Genomic DNA, 14501 nt, shown 5'->3' with positions numbered 1-14501 from the left:
GGGTCCCGTGGCGCAGCGACGGGGTGCGAGTATCGCGAGGTGGTTCCTCGCCGTGCACACGGCGCTGCTGTTCGCCGGGGCCGTGATCGTGTTCGGGCTGCTGGCGCTGGACGCCCGGTCGTCGGCGGAGTCGCACGCCGCGAAGGAGAGCACCGACCTGGCGGCGACGGTCGCGGCGGAGTCGCTGGTGATCGACACCGTCGCGAAGGCGCACGCCGACGCCGGCACCGACCGGGAGGGCACCGTCGCCGAGGTCTCCGCGCTGCTCCAGCCGTACGCCGAGCGCGTCATGGCGACCACCGAGATCGACTACCTGACCGTGATGGACACCGACCGCACCCGGTACACGCACCGCAACACGTGGCAGATCGGCCGCCAGTTCGTCGGCACCACCGCGCCGGCGCTGCGGGGCGAGACGTTCACGGAGGTGTACGACGGCACGCTCGGCCCGTCGGTCCGCGCCGTCGTCCCCGTGGTCACCGACGACGGCGAGGTGGTCGGCATGGTGTCCGCCGGCGTGACGCTCGACCGGCTCTGGGACAGCATCGTGCCGCGCCTGGTGATCGTCGGCGTCGGCACGCTCCTGGCGTTCGGCACGGGCGCCGTCGCCGCGACCATCCTCGCCCGACGGCTGGACCGCATCACGGAGAGCAAGGGCCCGGACGAGCTGGCGCACCTGTTCACCGCGCACGAGGCGGTGCTGCACTCGGTCGAGGAGGGGATGCTCCTGGTCGAGGACGGCACGGTGGTGCTCGCCAACGACGAGGCCCTGCGGCTGCTCGACGCGGAGGACCTGACGGCGCCGTTCGCCGTCGACGACGCGCGCCTGTCCCCCGCCGTGCACGACGTGCTGGTCGGCACCGCCCCGGAGGGCCCGGTCCGCGTGGGCGACCGTGTGCTGCTCGTGGGCCGGGACACGGCAGCGGCGTCGGGCCGGAACCTCGGCGAGATCGTGTCCCTGCGCGACCGCACCGAGCTGCAGCGCGTCACGGGCGAGCTGTCGTCGGTGCGCACCATCTCCGAGGCGCTGCGCGCGCAGACCCACGACTTCAGCAACCGTCTGCACACCATCGCGACGCTCATCGAGCTGGGCCGCAGCGACGAGGCGCTGCGGTTCATCGCGAGCGAGCGCGACCTGGGCCAGCGGCTCACGGACCGGGTGGTCCAGGCGATCGAGGAGCCCGTGATCGCCGCGCTCGTGCTGGGCAAGGCCGCGCAGGCCCGCGAGCGCGCCGTCGAGATGCACTTCGAGACGCACCTGACGCCGGGCACGCACTGGCTGGAGCCCGTGGACGTCGTGACGGTCCTGGGCAACCTCATCGACAACGGGATCGACGCCGCGTCCGCCCGGGCGCTGGACGGCGCGACCGAGGCCTGGGTCGAGGTCTACCTCGCCAACGGCGACGACGGCTCCCTGGTCTTCCAGGTCTCCGACAGCGGCGCGGGCATCGCCGACGCCGACGTCGGCCGCATCTTCGAGCAGGGCTGGAGCACCAAGGCCGCCGCGGCGGGCGGCCGCGGCTACGGCCTGGCGCTGGTGCGCCAGGTGGTCGAGAGCCTCGGCGGCGACATCGAGGTGACGCGTGCGGCGGGCACCGGCGCGGTCTTCACGGTCACGCTCCCCCGCCCCGACCAGGCGCCGGGCGGCGGCACGCCCGACGACGGCGCCGTCGTCGGGCCGCCTGCCCTGGCCGGACCGACCGGGCCCGGCGGCCGCGGGTGATCCGGGTCCTGGTCGTGGAGGACGACCACCGCACCGCCGAGGCGCACGGCGAGTACGTGCGCCGCGTCGAGGGGTTCGAGCTGGCCGGGGTGGTGCACACCGCGAGCGAGGCCGTCCGAGCGCTGCGCGACGCGCAGACCGAGGGGCAGGAGGTGCACCTGCTCCTGCTGGACATGAACCTGCCCGACCGGCACGGCCTGGTCCTGTGCCGGCAGCTCCGCGCGGCGGGCCTGGTCGTGGACGTGATCGCCGTGACCGCGGCCCGCGAGCTAGAGGTCGTGCGCGAGGCGGTGGCCGTCGGCGTGGTGCAGTACCTCATCAAGCCGTTCACGTTCGGGCTGTTCGCCGAGAAGCTCGGCGCGTACCGCAAGTACTTCGAGCAGATGCGCTCGCCCGTCTCGACGATGAGCCAGCGCGAGGTGGACACCGCGTTCGCCGCGCTGCGCACCTCGAACGCCGCCGGGCTGCCGAAGGGGCTGTCCCAGGACACCCTGGACACCGTGTCCGACCTGCTCGCCCGGGCCTCCGGCGCGCTGTCCGCGAGCGAGGTGGCCGACGAGCTGCACCTGGCGCGGATCACGGCCCGCCGGTACCTGGAGTTCCTCGCGGACCGCGGCGTCGCGACCCGCGCGCCCCGGTACGGGATGCGGGGCCGGCCGGAGCTGGAGTACGCGCGCCAGCGGCAGGCGTGACGCCTGGCGCTGTGGCTCGGCCGCGACTCACGGCCCCACTGGCCGGGTTCCCTTTGAGACCTAAGTTTCTTCGCTTTCAGCCTCGCGAAAGCGAAGAAACTTAGGTCTCGAAGGGGATTGCGGCCGACGGCGGACGACGGCCGGCCGGTGCCCGACGGCGGCGGACGACGACGGCGGCGGGCACGCCGCCGCGGCGGACGGCGTCAGGGCGCGACGGCCGCCGTCAGCCGGTCGATGAAGGCCTGCTCGCCCTCGGTGACCTTGACCCGCTTGCTGAAGAACCCGCCCAGCTTGGTGCTCGACGCCTCGGCGACCTGCCCGGCGATGCGAAGCAGCCACTCGCCGTAGGCGACGGCGTCCTTCTCGTCGCCGCGCGCCCGCAGCAGCGCGACGGCGGCGGCGGACAGCGCGACCGCGCGCGCCGTCTCGCCCTCGGGGTCCGGCTTGGCGCCCTCCGTGGCGGCGCGCTCGGTGGCGGCGGCAGCGGCCGCCACGCCGACCTGCGAGGCGGGGTTCGCCGCGGCCTCGGCCTCGGCGGCGTCCTGCGCCTGGATCCGCTCACGCATCCCGAGCGCGACCGACCGGACGAAGTCGTTCTCGTGCTCCTGCGCCTCCCGGAACACCTTGGCGCCCGAGGTCATCTCCTTGAGGAACTGGAACGCTCCCGGGCGGCCGTCGGCGAGGGTCGCGCCCTTCAGCACGGCTCCGGGCGCGTCGAAGATCGGGTCGAGCTCGTCGTCGGTGAAGTCGGCCAGGTTCGTCATGCGCACGCTCTCTGTCGGGGTCGGGTGTTCGGGGAACGCCTCAACATACTGTGCGGTTCCCCCCAGGCGCGCCCTTTCCCGCAGGTCAGGCGCGGGGTCGGACGGCGGTCAGGCACCAGGCCCGACGGCGGGCGCGGCGTCAGTCCCGCACCGCCGCCCCGTACCGGCCGGCCAGCGCCCGGGTCGCCTCGACGAGCTCGGGCGGACCCACCACCTCGAACGGCACGTCGAAGACGCCGAGCCGTCCGGCGAGCCCGCCCCAGGACCACGAGCCCAGCACGACGCGGCAGCGCGGCTCGCCGTCGACGTCGGGCAGCGGCTCGCACAGCCCGTGCCCGCCGATCCACGGCGCGAGGTCGGCGGCCCGCGCGTGCAGGACCGCCTCGCCGCGCACGGGTGAGCGGGAGCCGCTGATCCGCGGCCCGACGAACCCGGCGACGTCGCCTCCGGGCACCTCCCGGCGGACGAACCGCGGCCCGGTGCCCGACCGGAGCGTGAGGCGGTCCACCCGGAACAGCCGCCAGTCGTCGCGGTCGAGGTCGAACGCGACGAGGTACCAGCGGCCCTCCGCGCTGACGAGGTGGTGCGGCTCGACGCGGCGCGGCGGCCGGAACGCGGCGTCGCCCTCGCCGACGGCGGGCATGGTGCCGCCCTCGTAGTCGAACCGCACCACCTCGCGCGCCTGGCACGCCGAGCCGAGCGAGAGCAGCACGTCGGGGTCCACGGCGGGCTCCTCCGGCCCGGTCCGACGCCGCACCGTGGTCACCTCGAGCGCGTCCAGACGCGCCCGCAGGCGAGCCGGCATGACCTGGCGGATGGTCGCCAGTGCGCGCAGCGCCCCCTCCTCGGCGCCGGGGATGGCGCCGGTGCGCAGCGCGACGGCGACGGCGACCGCCTGCTCGTCGTCGAACAGCAGCGGGGGCAGCTCGGCCCCGGCGTCGAGGCGGTAGCCGCCGTCGGGCCCCTTGGTGGCGTTGACGGGATAGCCGAGCTCGCGCAGCCGGTCGACGTCGCGGCGGACCGTTCGCGGGCTGACACCCAGGCGGTCGGCGAGCAGCGCGCCGGGCCAGTCGCGGCGGGCCTGCAGCAGCGACAGGAGGGCGAGGAGGCGTCCGGAGGTCTCGAGCACGAATTCAGGATCGCACGCAGTAGAGGCCAGGAGCTGACCGCTACCTCGGGAAGTCTGAGGGAGTACCGCAGAGCAGGAACCGACCGAACGCACGGACCGCAAGAAGGAGACATCGTGATCCGCACCCGAGCACTCACCAAGGACTTCGTGGTGAGCCGCACCCGCACCGTCCACGCCGTGCGCGGCATCTCGCTGGACGTCGAGCCGGGCGAGCTGGTGGCCGTGCTCGGCCCCAACGGCGCCGGCAAGACCACCAGCCTGCGCATGCTGACCACCCTCATCCAGCCGACGTCGGGCACGGCGGAGGTCGCCGGCTGGGACGTCGTCGACCACCCCGACCGGGTCCGCGCCGCCATCGGCTACGTGGGCCAGGGCGGCGCCGGCGGCGCGTCCCAGCACGTCCGCGACGAGCTGGTCACTCAGGGCGAGATCTACGGTCTGGACCGGCGCACCGCCAAGGCCCGCGCCGCTGAGCTGCTGGAGGCCCTCGACCTGACCGAGCAGGCCGACCGCAAGGTCGAGAGCCTGTCGGGCGGGCAGAAGCGCCGCCTCGACGTCGCCGTCGGGCTGATCCACGCGCCGTCGCTGCTGTTCCTCGACGAGCCGTCGACCGGGCTGGACCCGCACAACCGCGCGAATCTGTGGGAGCACATCCTGCGGATGCGTACCGCGGCCGCCGAGCCGATGACGATCGTGCTGACCACGCACTACCTCGACGAGGCGGACACCTTCGCCGAACGGGTCATCGTGGTGGACCACGGGCAGGTCATCGCCGACGACACCGCCGACGCCCTGAAGGCCGAGCTCGCGGGCGACCTCGTCACCCTGCGGGTGTCGGACGAGCACGGAGCGGCCCTCGCCGCGATCGCCGAGCGCGCGCCCGGAACCCGGTCGGTGCGGGTGGCCGACGGCGGGGTGGTCGCGGGGGTGCCCGCCGGGGCGCTGGGCGTCCGGGCGCAGGGGGCGCACACCGAACGGGAGAGCACCGTCGAGATCCGCACCGCGGACGGCCCCGGCGCCACGCCCGGCCTCCTCCGCGCCGCCGACGCCGCCGGGATCGGCGTGCGCCGGGTCGACGTCGCCCGCCCGACGCTCGACGACGTCTTCCTGGGCCTGACCGGCCGCAGCCTGCGCGAGACCGGCGTCGACGGCGCCGGGCCGGACGGGCCCGACGGCCCGGACACGACCGGCGACGCCACGACCAGCACGTCCGCTCCGACCAAGAAGGAGGTCCTGGCATGAGCGCCGCGACCCTGACCCCCACCACGCCGACGTCCGCCGGGCGCCCGCTCCCCCGCCGCGGCTTCGTGCGCGACACCCGGATCGTGCTGCGGCGCGAGCTCGCACCCGTGATCCGCGACCCGTTCTCGGTCGTCTTCGGGCTGGTGCAGCCCCTCGTCTTCCTGGGCCTGTTCGGTCCGTTGCTCGCAGGCTCGGCCGGCGGCACCCTCGGCGGCGACGTCTGGCTGTGGTTCGTGCCCGCCGTGCTGGCGATGACCACACTGTTCGGCACGTCCGTGACGGGCTCGAACCTGCAGCTCGACCTCTCGTCGGGCGTGCACGAGCGGATGCTCGTGACCCCGCTGTCCCGCCCCGCGCAGCTCGTGGGCCGCGCCCTGAAGGAGATGGTGCCGATCCTCGCCCAGTCGGCGGTGGTGCTGCTCGTGATGCTGCCGTTCGGCCTGCGCCCCGACCCGCTCGGCGCGGTGCTCACGCTGCTGCAGCTCGCGGTGCTCGGCGTCGGCGTCGGGGCCCTGTCGTACACGCTGGCGCTCGCCGTGCGGAAGCAGGAGTGGATGTTCTGGGTGGTGCAGCAGACCGTGCTGTTCCCGGTGATGCTGCTGTCCGGGATGCTGCTGCCGCTGGAGACCGGGCCGGCGTGGATGCGGGCCGTGTCGACGGTCAACCCGCTGCGGTACGTCGTCGACTCGGGCCGTGCCGCGTTCGCGGGCGACGTCTTCTCGTCGACGGTGGCCTGGGGCTGGGTGGCGGCGCTGGTCACGGCCGCCGTCGGCCTGACGGTCGGGGTCCGGGCGATGATCCGCTCGACGGACTGACAGCGGACCGCGGCCGGTCGCCCGCGGCGTGCGACCGGCCGCCGTCCGCCGTCGGCCGCGAGCCGCAATTCCCTTCGAGACCGGGGTTTCTTCGCTTTGACGCCCGTCAAAGCGAAGAAACCCCGGTCTCGTAGGTGACGTACCCGCCCGGCAGAATGTCTGCGTGACCCCGAGACCCGAGGACCGCCTGGCCGGCCTGCGGCGGACCGTGCTGATCGTCGCGATCCTCAACTTCGCCTACTTCTTCGTCGAGCTCACCGTGGCCCTGACCGCCGGCTCGATCTCCCTGCTCGCCGACAGCGTCGACTTCCTCGAGGACACGGCGATCAACCTGCTGATCCTGGTCGCCCTGAGCTGGCCGCTGGCCCGGCGCGCCCTGATGGGCAAGGTCATGGCCGTGATCATCCTGGGGCCGGCGGCGGTGGCGGCCTGGCAGGCGGTGGGCCGGTTCTCCGGCCCGACGGCGCCCGACGTCGGGCCACTGGTGCTGGCCTCGCTCGGCGCGATCGTCGTCAACGGGGTCAGCGCCTGGCTGCTGGCCCGGGCCCACCACCAGGGCGGGGCGCTGGGCCGGGCGGCGTTCCTCTCGGCCCGCAACGACGTGCTGGTCAACGTCGCGATCATCGCGATGGGCCTGGTCACCGCGTGGACCGGCTCCGGCTGGCCCGACCTGGTCCTGGGCTGCGTCATCATCCTCCTGGCCCTGCACGCCGCCCACGAGGTCTGGGAGGTCAGCGAGGAGGAACGCCTGGCCGCGAAGGCGGCCGCAGGCGACCAAATCGCCTGACCCACCCACCCAACCCCGCTTCGTTGAGTGCTGGGTATTTGTCCTCTGCAACCGGTTGCAGAGGACAAATACCCAGCACTCAACGAACGAGAGGTCACCCTGGGAATCACCCCTCGGCGGCGCGCCCCGGGAAAGGGGGCGCCGTAACGTCGAAGGATGAACTACGCACTCGTACTTGGGGGTGGCGGCGTCGCCGGCGTCGCCTGGGAGCTGGGCGTGCTGCAGGGCATCGCCGACAAGGACCGGGACCTCGCGGCCCGCCTCATCGGCGCCGGACGGGTCGTCGGGACGTCCGCCGGCTCCGCCGTCGCCGCGCAGATCACGAGCGGCACGCCGCTCGACGTGCTCTACGAGGCGCAGCTCGACCAGGACGGTTTCGACGTCGAGGTCGAGTTCGACGGGCCCGCCATGGTCGCGGGCTGGGCCGCCGCGATGGAGCCGACGGCGGACGGGACCCCGCCCGAACCGATCGAGTTCCGCCGCAGGATCGGCGCGATGGTGCTGGCCATGCCCACCACCGCCGAGGCGGCCCGGCTCAAGGAGCACGAGGCGCACCTGCCGACCACCGAGTGGCCCGACACCGACCTGGTCATCCCGGCCGTCGACGCCGGGTCGGGCGAGCTCGCCGCGTTCCGGCGTGACTCGGGCGTGCGGCTGCTGGACGCCGTGGCGGCGAGCTGCGCCGTACCCGGGGTGTGGCCGCCGGTGACGATCGGCGACCGGCGCTACATCGACGGCGGCATCCGCTCCGTCGCGAACGTGGACCTCGCCGCGGGTGCCGACCACGTGCTGGTCGTGACGCCGCAGCGCCCCGGCACGCCGCCACTGTTCGGCCCGTCGGTCGCCGAGCAGGCCGCGGCGCTGGCCCCCGCGAAGGTGCTCGTGATCAGCGCCGACGACGCGTCCGCCCAAGCGTTCGGCATCAACCCGCTCTCGCCCGCCACGCGGGCGCCGTCGGCCCGCGCGGGCCGCGCGGTGGGGCGGGCCCAGGCGGCGGAGCTGGCCGCGCTCTTCGCCTGACGACGCCGCGTACGCGGCCTCAGCCCTGCCCGGCCTCCGCCGTCGGGACCCCGCCCAGGTGCTCCCCGAAGAACGCGAGCGTCCGCTCCCAGGCGTCCGCCGACGCCTCCGGGTCGTGCGACATGCCCTGGACCCGCATCAGCAGGCCGAGCGGGCCGGTGTACTGCGCGAGGAACGAGTGCGTCGCCCCGGGGTAGACCTTGAGGTCCACCGGGACGCCCTTGCGCTCCAGGCCCGCCCGGAGCTTGCCGACCTCGGCGACGTCGACCACCTTGTCCCGGTCGCCGTAGCTCGCCACGACCGGGCAGGGGGCCGACAGCATACGGTCGAGCTCCGCCGGGTCCTGCTTGCCGGCGGGCAGCAGGCCGTAGTTGACCGCAGCGGCGTCGAACATGCCGCGGCCCGCAGCGACGAGCGCGAAGCGTCCGCCCAGGCAGAAGCCCATGACCCCGACCCGACCGGTGCAGTCGGGCCGGGCCGCGAGCGCCGCCCGCTCGGCCTCCAGCCGGTCGTACGCGGGGCCCTGGTCAGCGACGAAGCTGGCGAAGGTCTGCCGCAGGCAGCGTCCGCGCTGGTACATCGACGGGGCGTGCACGAGGTAGCCCTGGGCGGCGAGGTGGTCGCAGACGCGGCGCAGCTCGGCGGTCATCCCGTAGGCGTCGTGCACGACGACGATGCCGGGGAACGGTCCGTCCCCGGCGGGGACCGAGGTGTGTCCGGGGTGCACGGTTGCCTCCTGCTCTCAGGTGCGGCCGGGGAGCCGACGACGGCGCCCGGCCGGGTGTCGCCGTCGGACCGTACCAGCAGATATGCATGATGCATAGAGCCCGCCCTGCAGCATGATGGGCGCCATGTTCACCAGCATCGACGGGACCATGGACCTGCGGGTCGCCGCGTACGCGGTCATCACGGACGAGGCGGGCCGGCTGCTGCTGCCCCACTGGTCCGAGGGCACGCAGGAGGGCTGGACGATGCCCGGCGGCGGCATCGACCCGGGCGAGCACCCGGCGGACGCCGCCGTCCGGGAGGTCCTCGAGGAGACCGGATACCACGTGGAGCTGGACGGCCTGCTCGGCGTCGACAGCTTCGTGTTCGCGGCGGAGCGTGTGCCCGCGGCGGACCGTCCGCGGCAGGCGCTGCGGATCGTGTACCGCGCGCACGTCACGGGCGGCGAGCTGCGCGTCGAGCAGGACGGCAGCACCGACGGCGTCGCGTGGCACACGCCCGAGGAGGTCGACGCGCTCGACCGGGTCGCCCTGGTGGACCTGTCCCGCCGCTGGGCGGGCCTGATCCCCTAGAACGTGTCAGACGTACAGGTCCCCCGAGGGACCTGTACGTCTGACACGTCAGGGCCGGGCCGCGTCCAGGGCCGGGCGAGTCCAGGGGCGGGGCGGGTCAGGGGCTGGGCGGGTCAGGGGCGGGCCGACGGCGGGAAGCCCGTCCAGCGCAGGTCGGCCGGCAGGTGCCCCATGTCGTTGAACAGCACGACGCTCGGCGGCGTCCGGTCCCGGTACTCGATGACGGTCAGGGCCGTGTTGCCGCTGTTCAGGCCGAGCCAGCGGGCGGGCGGCGCGTCGAGCGCGTGCCGCAGCAGCCAGGCGACCTGGAACGCGTGGGTCACCAGCACCTCGTGCGTCTCGACGTCGGCGGGCCTCGCGAACCGGTCGACCAGCGCCGCGGCGAGCCGCTCGCCCGGGGCGCGCTCGGCGTCGTCGAACCCGTCGAAGAACCCGGCCCAGGCCGCCGGCAGGTCCGGGGCGGCGGGCACGTAGGGCACGTGGTCGACCAGCTCGGCGGCCTCGGCCACGGGGGCGTCCGGCAGGTGCTCGCCGAGCACGCGCGCGCTCGCTGCGGCGCGCGGCAGCGGAGAGTGCCACACCGCGTCCACGGGCAGCCCGGCCAGCCGCTCGCCGAGCAGGTGCGCCTGCCGCCGTCCGACGTCGGTCAGCTCGCCGAACGCGTCCGCCGCACCGTGCCGCACGAGGTAGAGATGTCTGGTCGCCATGCGACGAACCTAGCGGCCGGCCGCTCCCTCAGGCCCCTCCGGCTCCGCCTCGCGCGGGATGCCCAGGGTCGAGAGCAGGTCCTCGTGCAGCTCCATCCAGACGGTGTGGCACGAGCTGATCCCGGTGCCGGTCACCCACTCGCCCTGCCCGTCCCGCGCCCGGTCCAGCGCGGCGGCGAACCGCGTGTCGTACCCCTCGAACCGGGCCAGGACCGAGGCGAGCGAGGCCACCAGCGGCCGTAGCTCGTCGCGCAGCGCCCCGAGCTCGTCGAGCACGCGGCTGTCCCACTCCGCGTCCGTGTGGTGGTTCGGGGTGAGCCGGTCGTCCTTCTCGGGCAGGAGCTGCCAGTCGGTGCACGCCTGCAGCAGGCGGGCGTTCAGCGGCCCGAACCTCTCGTGCGCCTGCTCCACCAGCGAGCGCGCGTCCACGTCCGCGAGCTCCTCCGCGAGGCGCCGGTCGTCCTCGGCGCGGCCCCGGTCCGTCAGCGACCAGCCCGCCGTGCCCCCGAAGGCGGCACGCCGCACCCAGCCGTACGCCTCGTCGTCCAGCAGCAGCTCGTGGGCGTCCGCGTGGTCGAGGTCGAACCGCGCCGCGACGGCGTCGTCGTCCGCCATGCCCTGGATGCGGACGGAGTGGAGCACGAGCAGCTCAGGCTGAGAGGATCTGCCGAGAACCGGGATGTGGGCCATAGTGCACCGTGCAACGTCCCCGTGGCCGGTGTCAACGGGGGCGGGTTCGCCCAGGGAGGAAGCCATGTCGGACAGTTCCGCCATCGACCTTGCCGGGACGCCCGGCAGCCCCGGTCAGGCCGCCGGGCCGGCCCGCGTGGTGCACGGCCCCGACGACTTCGCGCGCGTCCGCCCCGGCGACGTGCTCGTGTGCCGCTTCACCGAGCCCACCTGGACCGCCCTGTTCGGCGTCGTGTCCGCCGTGGTCACCGAGACCGGCGGCGTGCTGTCGCACGCGGCGATCGTCGCGCGGGAGCACGGCATCCCCGCCGTGCTCGCCGTCCCCGGCGCCATGACGGCGCTGCCCGACGGCGCCACCGTCACCGTCGACGGCGGGGCCGGGCGGGTCACGGGCTGAGGCTCGCGCGTGCCCGGTGGGCGCTCGGCGTGCGCGCGCCCCGCACGACCGACACCGAGCCGTCCAGGGGCAGCCCTCCCCATGGGCACCGGCGCGGGTGCCGTGCCAGCCTTCCGGCGTCAGACCAGAAGTCCGACCCCTGGATGGAGAGCACCGATGACCGTCACCTCCCCGTTCCGCAGAAGATCCCCGAGGCGGTGGGCGCTCGCGGCGCTGGCCGCGCTCGCCCTGGTCGCCTCGCCCGCCGCGGCCTCGGCCGCCGTACCGGCCGGTGCCGTGCACGACGGCGCCGTCGTGCTGGCGACCTCCCACAAGTCGCCGTTCAGCTGCGGCAAGACGTTCTACGCCAACAACTGGAGCGGCGGCCACAGCCCCAACGGCTCCATCGACTGGCAGACCTACGGCGGCGACGCCGTCAACGGCGAGACGGTCCGGGCCACGGCCGGCGGCACCGCCACCTTCGACGACGAGGGCGGCACCAGCTACGGCAAGTGGGTGCAGGTCGTGCACGGCGACGGCACCCGCACGCGGTACGCCCACCTCGCCACGATGGTGCGCAACCCGGGCCAGACCATGTCGGTCAGCCAGGGCACCGTCATCGGGACCGTCGGCTCCACCGGCGGTTCCCAGGCGCCGCACCTGCACTACGAGCAGCGCAGCTCCTCGGGCGTGGTCGACACCTCGCCGACCGTCGACGGCGTGACCGTCTCCGTGGGCCAGAAGAAGGCCGTCAGCAGCACCAACGGCTGCGGCGGGTCGAGCAACCCGTACACGCCCGCGGAGGTCTGCGGCAGCGGCTTCGCGGTGATCGACCAGGCGGCGCTCGGCAGCGTGGGGCGCACCTACCTGCTCTACAACTCCGGCAACGGCAACAACTGCGTCGTCACCCTGAAGTCGACCAACCTCGGCACGCCGACGGCGGTCTCAGCGTTCCTGGAGCCGCAGGGCGCGTCACGCAGCACGGACTCGGGCAGCTTCGGGTACTACGCGGGCCCCGTGAAGCGGTCCGCGCCCGGCACCTGCGTCAAGTGGGGCGGCTCGGTGGGCTCCACCAGCTACACGAGCCCGTTCGAGCACTGCGGCTGACGCCGTTCCTGCGACACCGAAGGCCCCTGGGCATGTGCCGGGGGCCTTCGGTCGCACGCGGCCTGAGGGATCAGCCCCGGGCCGGCGGCTCGATCAGGTCCCACGGCATGCCGTACAGGTCCTCGAAGACGGCGACCGTGCCGTACTCCTCGTACCGCGGCTCCTCGCGGAACCGCACGCCCGCCGCGACCATCCGCGCGTGCTGCGCGGCGAAGTCGTCGGTCTCCAGGAAGAACGCGACCTTCCCGCCCGCCTGCCGCCCGACGACGTCGGCCACGTCGCCGGCACCGGACGCCGGGGCGCCGGGCGCGCCGGCGAGCGCCAGCACGAGCCCCGTCCCGCCGTCCGCGGGCCCGACGACGACGCGTCGCCGGCCCGCCGCGTTCGTCTCGTCCTCCCGCAGGGCGAACCCGAGGGCGTCGACGAAGAAGGTGATCGCCTCGTCGTGGTCGCGGACGAGGTAGGTGACGTCGGAGAGTCGCAGCACCCGACGATCCTAGGCGTCGCGCGAGCCCGTCGAGCGCGCCCGTCCCCGGCAGGGAGCGCGGAGTGGTCTGATGGTCCACGACATCTTCCGGCGTCCGACCCGTCGGCGTCCGACCGAGAGGCAACCCCATGAGCTCCACGCATCCCACCGGCACCCGCGGCGCACGACAGCCCGGCCGCGGCTTCCGCTGGATGAACCGGCTGCTCATGCGGCGCGCCCGCCGCAGCGAGGGCAAGACCATGGGGATGAACCTGCTGGTCCTGACCACGATCGGCCGCAAGAGCGGGCAGGCCCGCACCAACCCGCTCGCCTGGTTCCCGGGCCCGGACGGGGGCTGGCTGATCGTCGCCTCCGCCGGCGGCGCCCCGGCGAACCCGGCGTGGTACCTGAACCTCGCCGCGCACCCGGACCAGGTCACGGTCGAGCAGGGCGGCCGCAAGGTCGAGGTGACCGCCGAAGAACTGCACGGCGCCGAGCGCGCGGAGGCCTGGGCGCGGATCACCGCCGAGGCGGCGAACTTCCGCCGGTACGAGGAAACAACGGACCGGGAGATCCCGGTCATCCGGCTGACGCCGCGCGCCTGAGCCGGCGCGCCTGACCCCGCGCTCCCGACCGGGGCACGCCCGAACCCACGCATAGCGAGATCCCAGCCCTCTGCCGGGCCGGGTCCAGCCCCGCGGCCTACGTTCGAATCATGAGCACCCGCAGCAGCAGGCCCGGCACCACGTCCGGCGGCACGCACGACGGCAGCACGCCCGACGGCGAGACCCCCGAGGCACACGACCTCGGGCTCTCGCACGACCTGCCGAACCTCCTGAACCGGCGGCACGCCATCGGACTGCTCACCGCGGGCGGGCTCGCCGCGGCCCTGGCCGCGTGCTCGTCCGGCACGGGCTCGTCCGGTCAGACCGGCACCCCCAGCGGGGCGCCGTCGGGCGGGCCGGGCGGGGCACCGCCCGAAGGCGGCGCGGGCGGCCCGGGCGGGGGCGCACCCGGCGACGTGTCGCAGGACGACGTCGGCGAGGGCGAGATCCCGGAGGAGACCAACGGCCCCTACCCCGCCGACGGCACCAACGCCCTGACCATGACGGGCGTGGTCCGCGGCGACATCACCTCGAGCTTCGGGGACTCGTCCGGCACGGCCGACGGCGTCCCGCTCACCTTCTCGCTGACCGTCGTCGACGTGTCGGGCGAGGGCGACGCCGGGACCCCCGTCGCGGGCGCCGCCGTGTACGCCTGGCACTGCGACCGCGACGGCAGGTACTCGATGTACGACGTCGCCGACCAGAACTACCTGCGCGGCGTCCAGGAGGCCGACGCCGACGGCAAGGTGACCTTCACCTCGATCTTCCCCGCCTGCTACGCGGGCCGCTGGCCGCACATCCACTTCGAGGTCTACCCGTCGCTGGACGACGCCACCAGCGCCACGAACCGGATGCGCACCTCGCAGCTCGCCCTCCCCCAGGACGCGTGCGACGCCGTGTACGCGACCACGGGGTACGAGCAGAGCGTCAGCAACCTGGCGGGCGTCACCCTCGACTCGGACAACGTGTTCTCGGACGGGTACGCGCTCCAGATGGCGAAGGTGTCCGGCTCCGTGAGCAAGGGCTACACGGCGACGCTGCGGGTCCCGGTGTGACGCCGCCGCGGTGGGTAGTGTCGTG

17 protein-coding genes are annotated in these 14501 nt (G+C 74.3%); 11 read left to right on the top strand and 6 right to left on the bottom strand.

The genetic code is table 11. The annotated features are described in order from the left end of the window. Positions 1-7: 7 nt before the first annotated feature. A complete protein-coding gene (locus tag FHX71_RS07165; protein WP_182615055.1) occupies positions 8-1723 on the top strand; it encodes a sensor histidine kinase in 1716 nt (571 codons plus the stop codon). Further along, positions 1720-2415 (top strand): response regulator, encoded by a 696-nt coding sequence (locus FHX71_RS07160; protein WP_182615054.1) that lies wholly within the window; start codon positions 1720-1722, stop codon positions 2413-2415. Before FHX71_RS07165 ends, FHX71_RS07160 begins: the two co-directional genes overlap by 4 nt. A gap of 203 nt (positions 2416-2618) precedes the next feature. Here the strand turns inward: FHX71_RS07160 and FHX71_RS07155 are convergent, their stop codons facing one another. Together FHX71_RS07155 and FHX71_RS07150 are read right to left on the bottom strand one after the other, a co-directional pair. Beyond that, positions 2619-3179 (bottom strand): hypothetical protein, encoded by a 561-nt coding sequence (locus tag FHX71_RS07155; protein ID WP_182615053.1) that lies wholly within the window; start codon positions 3177-3179, stop codon positions 2619-2621. A gap of 139 nt (positions 3180-3318) precedes the next feature. Then, positions 3319-4308 (bottom strand): helix-turn-helix transcriptional regulator, encoded by a 990-nt coding sequence (locus FHX71_RS07150; protein ID WP_182615052.1) that lies wholly within the window; start codon positions 4306-4308, stop codon positions 3319-3321. 114 nt (positions 4309-4422) lie between these two features. On the opposite strand from FHX71_RS07150, the gene FHX71_RS07145 reads away from it, so the two are divergent. From FHX71_RS07145 to FHX71_RS07130, 4 genes are all read left to right on the top strand, one after another. Then, complete coding sequence (locus tag FHX71_RS07145; RefSeq protein WP_182615051.1) at positions 4423-5550, top strand: ATP-binding cassette domain-containing protein; 1128 nt, start codon at positions 4423-4425, stop codon at positions 5548-5550. Further along, positions 5547-6365: an ABC transporter permease gene (locus tag FHX71_RS07140; protein ID WP_182615050.1), complete on the top strand. Its 819-nt coding sequence runs from the start codon at positions 5547-5549 to the stop codon at positions 6363-6365. The genes FHX71_RS07145 and FHX71_RS07140 overlap by 4 nt, the downstream gene beginning before the upstream one ends. Before the next feature lie 163 nt (positions 6366-6528). Next, positions 6529-7152, top strand: coding sequence for a cation efflux transmembrane domain-containing protein (locus tag FHX71_RS07135; protein WP_182615049.1), 624 nt, complete (start codon positions 6529-6531; stop codon positions 7150-7152). 156 nt (positions 7153-7308) lie between these two features. Further along, positions 7309-8172, top strand: a complete 864-nt coding sequence (locus FHX71_RS07130; protein WP_182615048.1) for a patatin-like phospholipase family protein — start codon at positions 7309-7311, stop codon at positions 8170-8172. A gap of 19 nt (positions 8173-8191) precedes the next feature. On the opposite strand, the gene FHX71_RS07125 is transcribed toward FHX71_RS07130, so the two are convergent. After that, entirely contained in the window at positions 8192-8899 is a 708-nt protein-coding gene (locus FHX71_RS07125; RefSeq protein WP_182615047.1) for a dienelactone hydrolase family protein, read from the bottom strand. A gap of 148 nt (positions 8900-9047) precedes the next feature. Between FHX71_RS07125 and FHX71_RS07120 the strand changes: the two genes are divergently transcribed. Continuing rightward, entirely contained in the window at positions 9048-9470 is a 423-nt protein-coding gene (locus tag FHX71_RS07120; protein WP_182618536.1) for an NUDIX hydrolase, read from the top strand. A gap of 113 nt (positions 9471-9583) precedes the next feature. Here the strand turns inward: FHX71_RS07120 and FHX71_RS07115 are convergent, their stop codons facing one another. Further along, on the bottom strand, positions 9584-10177 hold the full coding sequence (locus tag FHX71_RS07115; RefSeq protein WP_182615046.1) for a histidine phosphatase family protein: 594 nt from the start codon (positions 10175-10177) through the stop codon (positions 9584-9586). Positions 10178-10186: 9 nt separating this feature from the next. Further along, entirely contained in the window at positions 10187-10819 is a 633-nt protein-coding gene (locus FHX71_RS07110) for a transcriptional regulator (RefSeq protein WP_312876951.1), read from the bottom strand. Between the two features lie 112 nt (positions 10820-10931). Between FHX71_RS07110 and FHX71_RS07105 the strand changes: the two genes are divergently transcribed. Further along, complete coding sequence (locus FHX71_RS07105) at positions 10932-11264, top strand: PEP-utilizing enzyme (RefSeq protein ID WP_182615044.1); 333 nt, start codon at positions 10932-10934, stop codon at positions 11262-11264. Positions 11265-11420: 156 nt separating this feature from the next. Beyond that, positions 11421-12350, top strand: coding sequence for a M23 family metallopeptidase (locus tag FHX71_RS07100; RefSeq protein WP_182615043.1), 930 nt, complete (start codon positions 11421-11423; stop codon positions 12348-12350). 70 nt (positions 12351-12420) lie between these two features. Here the strand turns inward: FHX71_RS07100 and FHX71_RS07095 are convergent, their stop codons facing one another. Beyond that, a complete protein-coding gene (locus FHX71_RS07095) occupies positions 12421-12837 on the bottom strand; it encodes a VOC family protein (protein ID WP_182615042.1) in 417 nt (138 codons plus the stop codon). Positions 12838-12965: 128 nt separating this feature from the next. On the opposite strand from FHX71_RS07095, the gene FHX71_RS07090 reads away from it, so the two are divergent. Then, the gene (locus FHX71_RS07090) at positions 12966-13421 is read left to right on the top strand and encodes a nitroreductase/quinone reductase family protein (RefSeq protein ID WP_182615041.1); all 456 of its coding nucleotides are present in this window, start codon (positions 12966-12968) and stop codon (positions 13419-13421) included. A gap of 110 nt (positions 13422-13531) precedes the next feature. After that, the gene (locus FHX71_RS07085) at positions 13532-14476 is read left to right on the top strand and encodes an intradiol ring-cleavage dioxygenase (RefSeq protein ID WP_246402299.1); all 945 of its coding nucleotides are present in this window, start codon (positions 13532-13534) and stop codon (positions 14474-14476) included. Positions 14477-14501 lie beyond the last annotated feature (25 nt).

Source organism: Promicromonospora sukumoe (assembly GCF_014137995.1).
GTDB lineage: Bacteria > Actinomycetota > Actinomycetes > Actinomycetales > Cellulomonadaceae > Promicromonospora > Promicromonospora sukumoe.
Note: the sequence above shows the minus strand (reverse complement) of the source record. Positions and strands in the feature narration are given on the sequence as shown.

Coding starts and splice junctions, on each gene's coding strand:
- FHX71_RS07155 (WP_182615053.1), bottom strand. CDS start 3,179: ATGACGAACCTGGCCGACTTCACCGACGACGAGCTCGACCCGATCTTC.
- FHX71_RS07140 (WP_182615050.1), top strand. CDS start 5,547: ATGAGCGCCGCGACCCTGACCCCCACCACGCCGACGTCCGCCGGGCGC.
- FHX71_RS07130 (WP_182615048.1), top strand. CDS start 7,309: ATGAACTACGCACTCGTACTTGGGGGTGGCGGCGTCGCCGGCGTCGCC.
- FHX71_RS07120 (WP_182618536.1), top strand. CDS start 9,048: ATGGACCTGCGGGTCGCCGCGTACGCGGTCATCACGGACGAGGCGGGC.
- FHX71_RS07115 (WP_182615046.1), bottom strand. CDS start 10,177: ATGGCGACCAGACATCTCTACCTCGTGCGGCACGGTGCGGCGGACGCG.
- FHX71_RS07105 (WP_182615044.1), top strand. CDS start 10,932: ATGTCGGACAGTTCCGCCATCGACCTTGCCGGGACGCCCGGCAGCCCC.
- FHX71_RS07100 (WP_182615043.1), top strand. CDS start 11,421: ATGACCGTCACCTCCCCGTTCCGCAGAAGATCCCCGAGGCGGTGGGCG.
- FHX71_RS07090 (WP_182615041.1), top strand. CDS start 12,966: ATGAGCTCCACGCATCCCACCGGCACCCGCGGCGCACGACAGCCCGGC.
- FHX71_RS07085 (WP_246402299.1), top strand. CDS start 13,532: ATGAGCACCCGCAGCAGCAGGCCCGGCACCACGTCCGGCGGCACGCAC.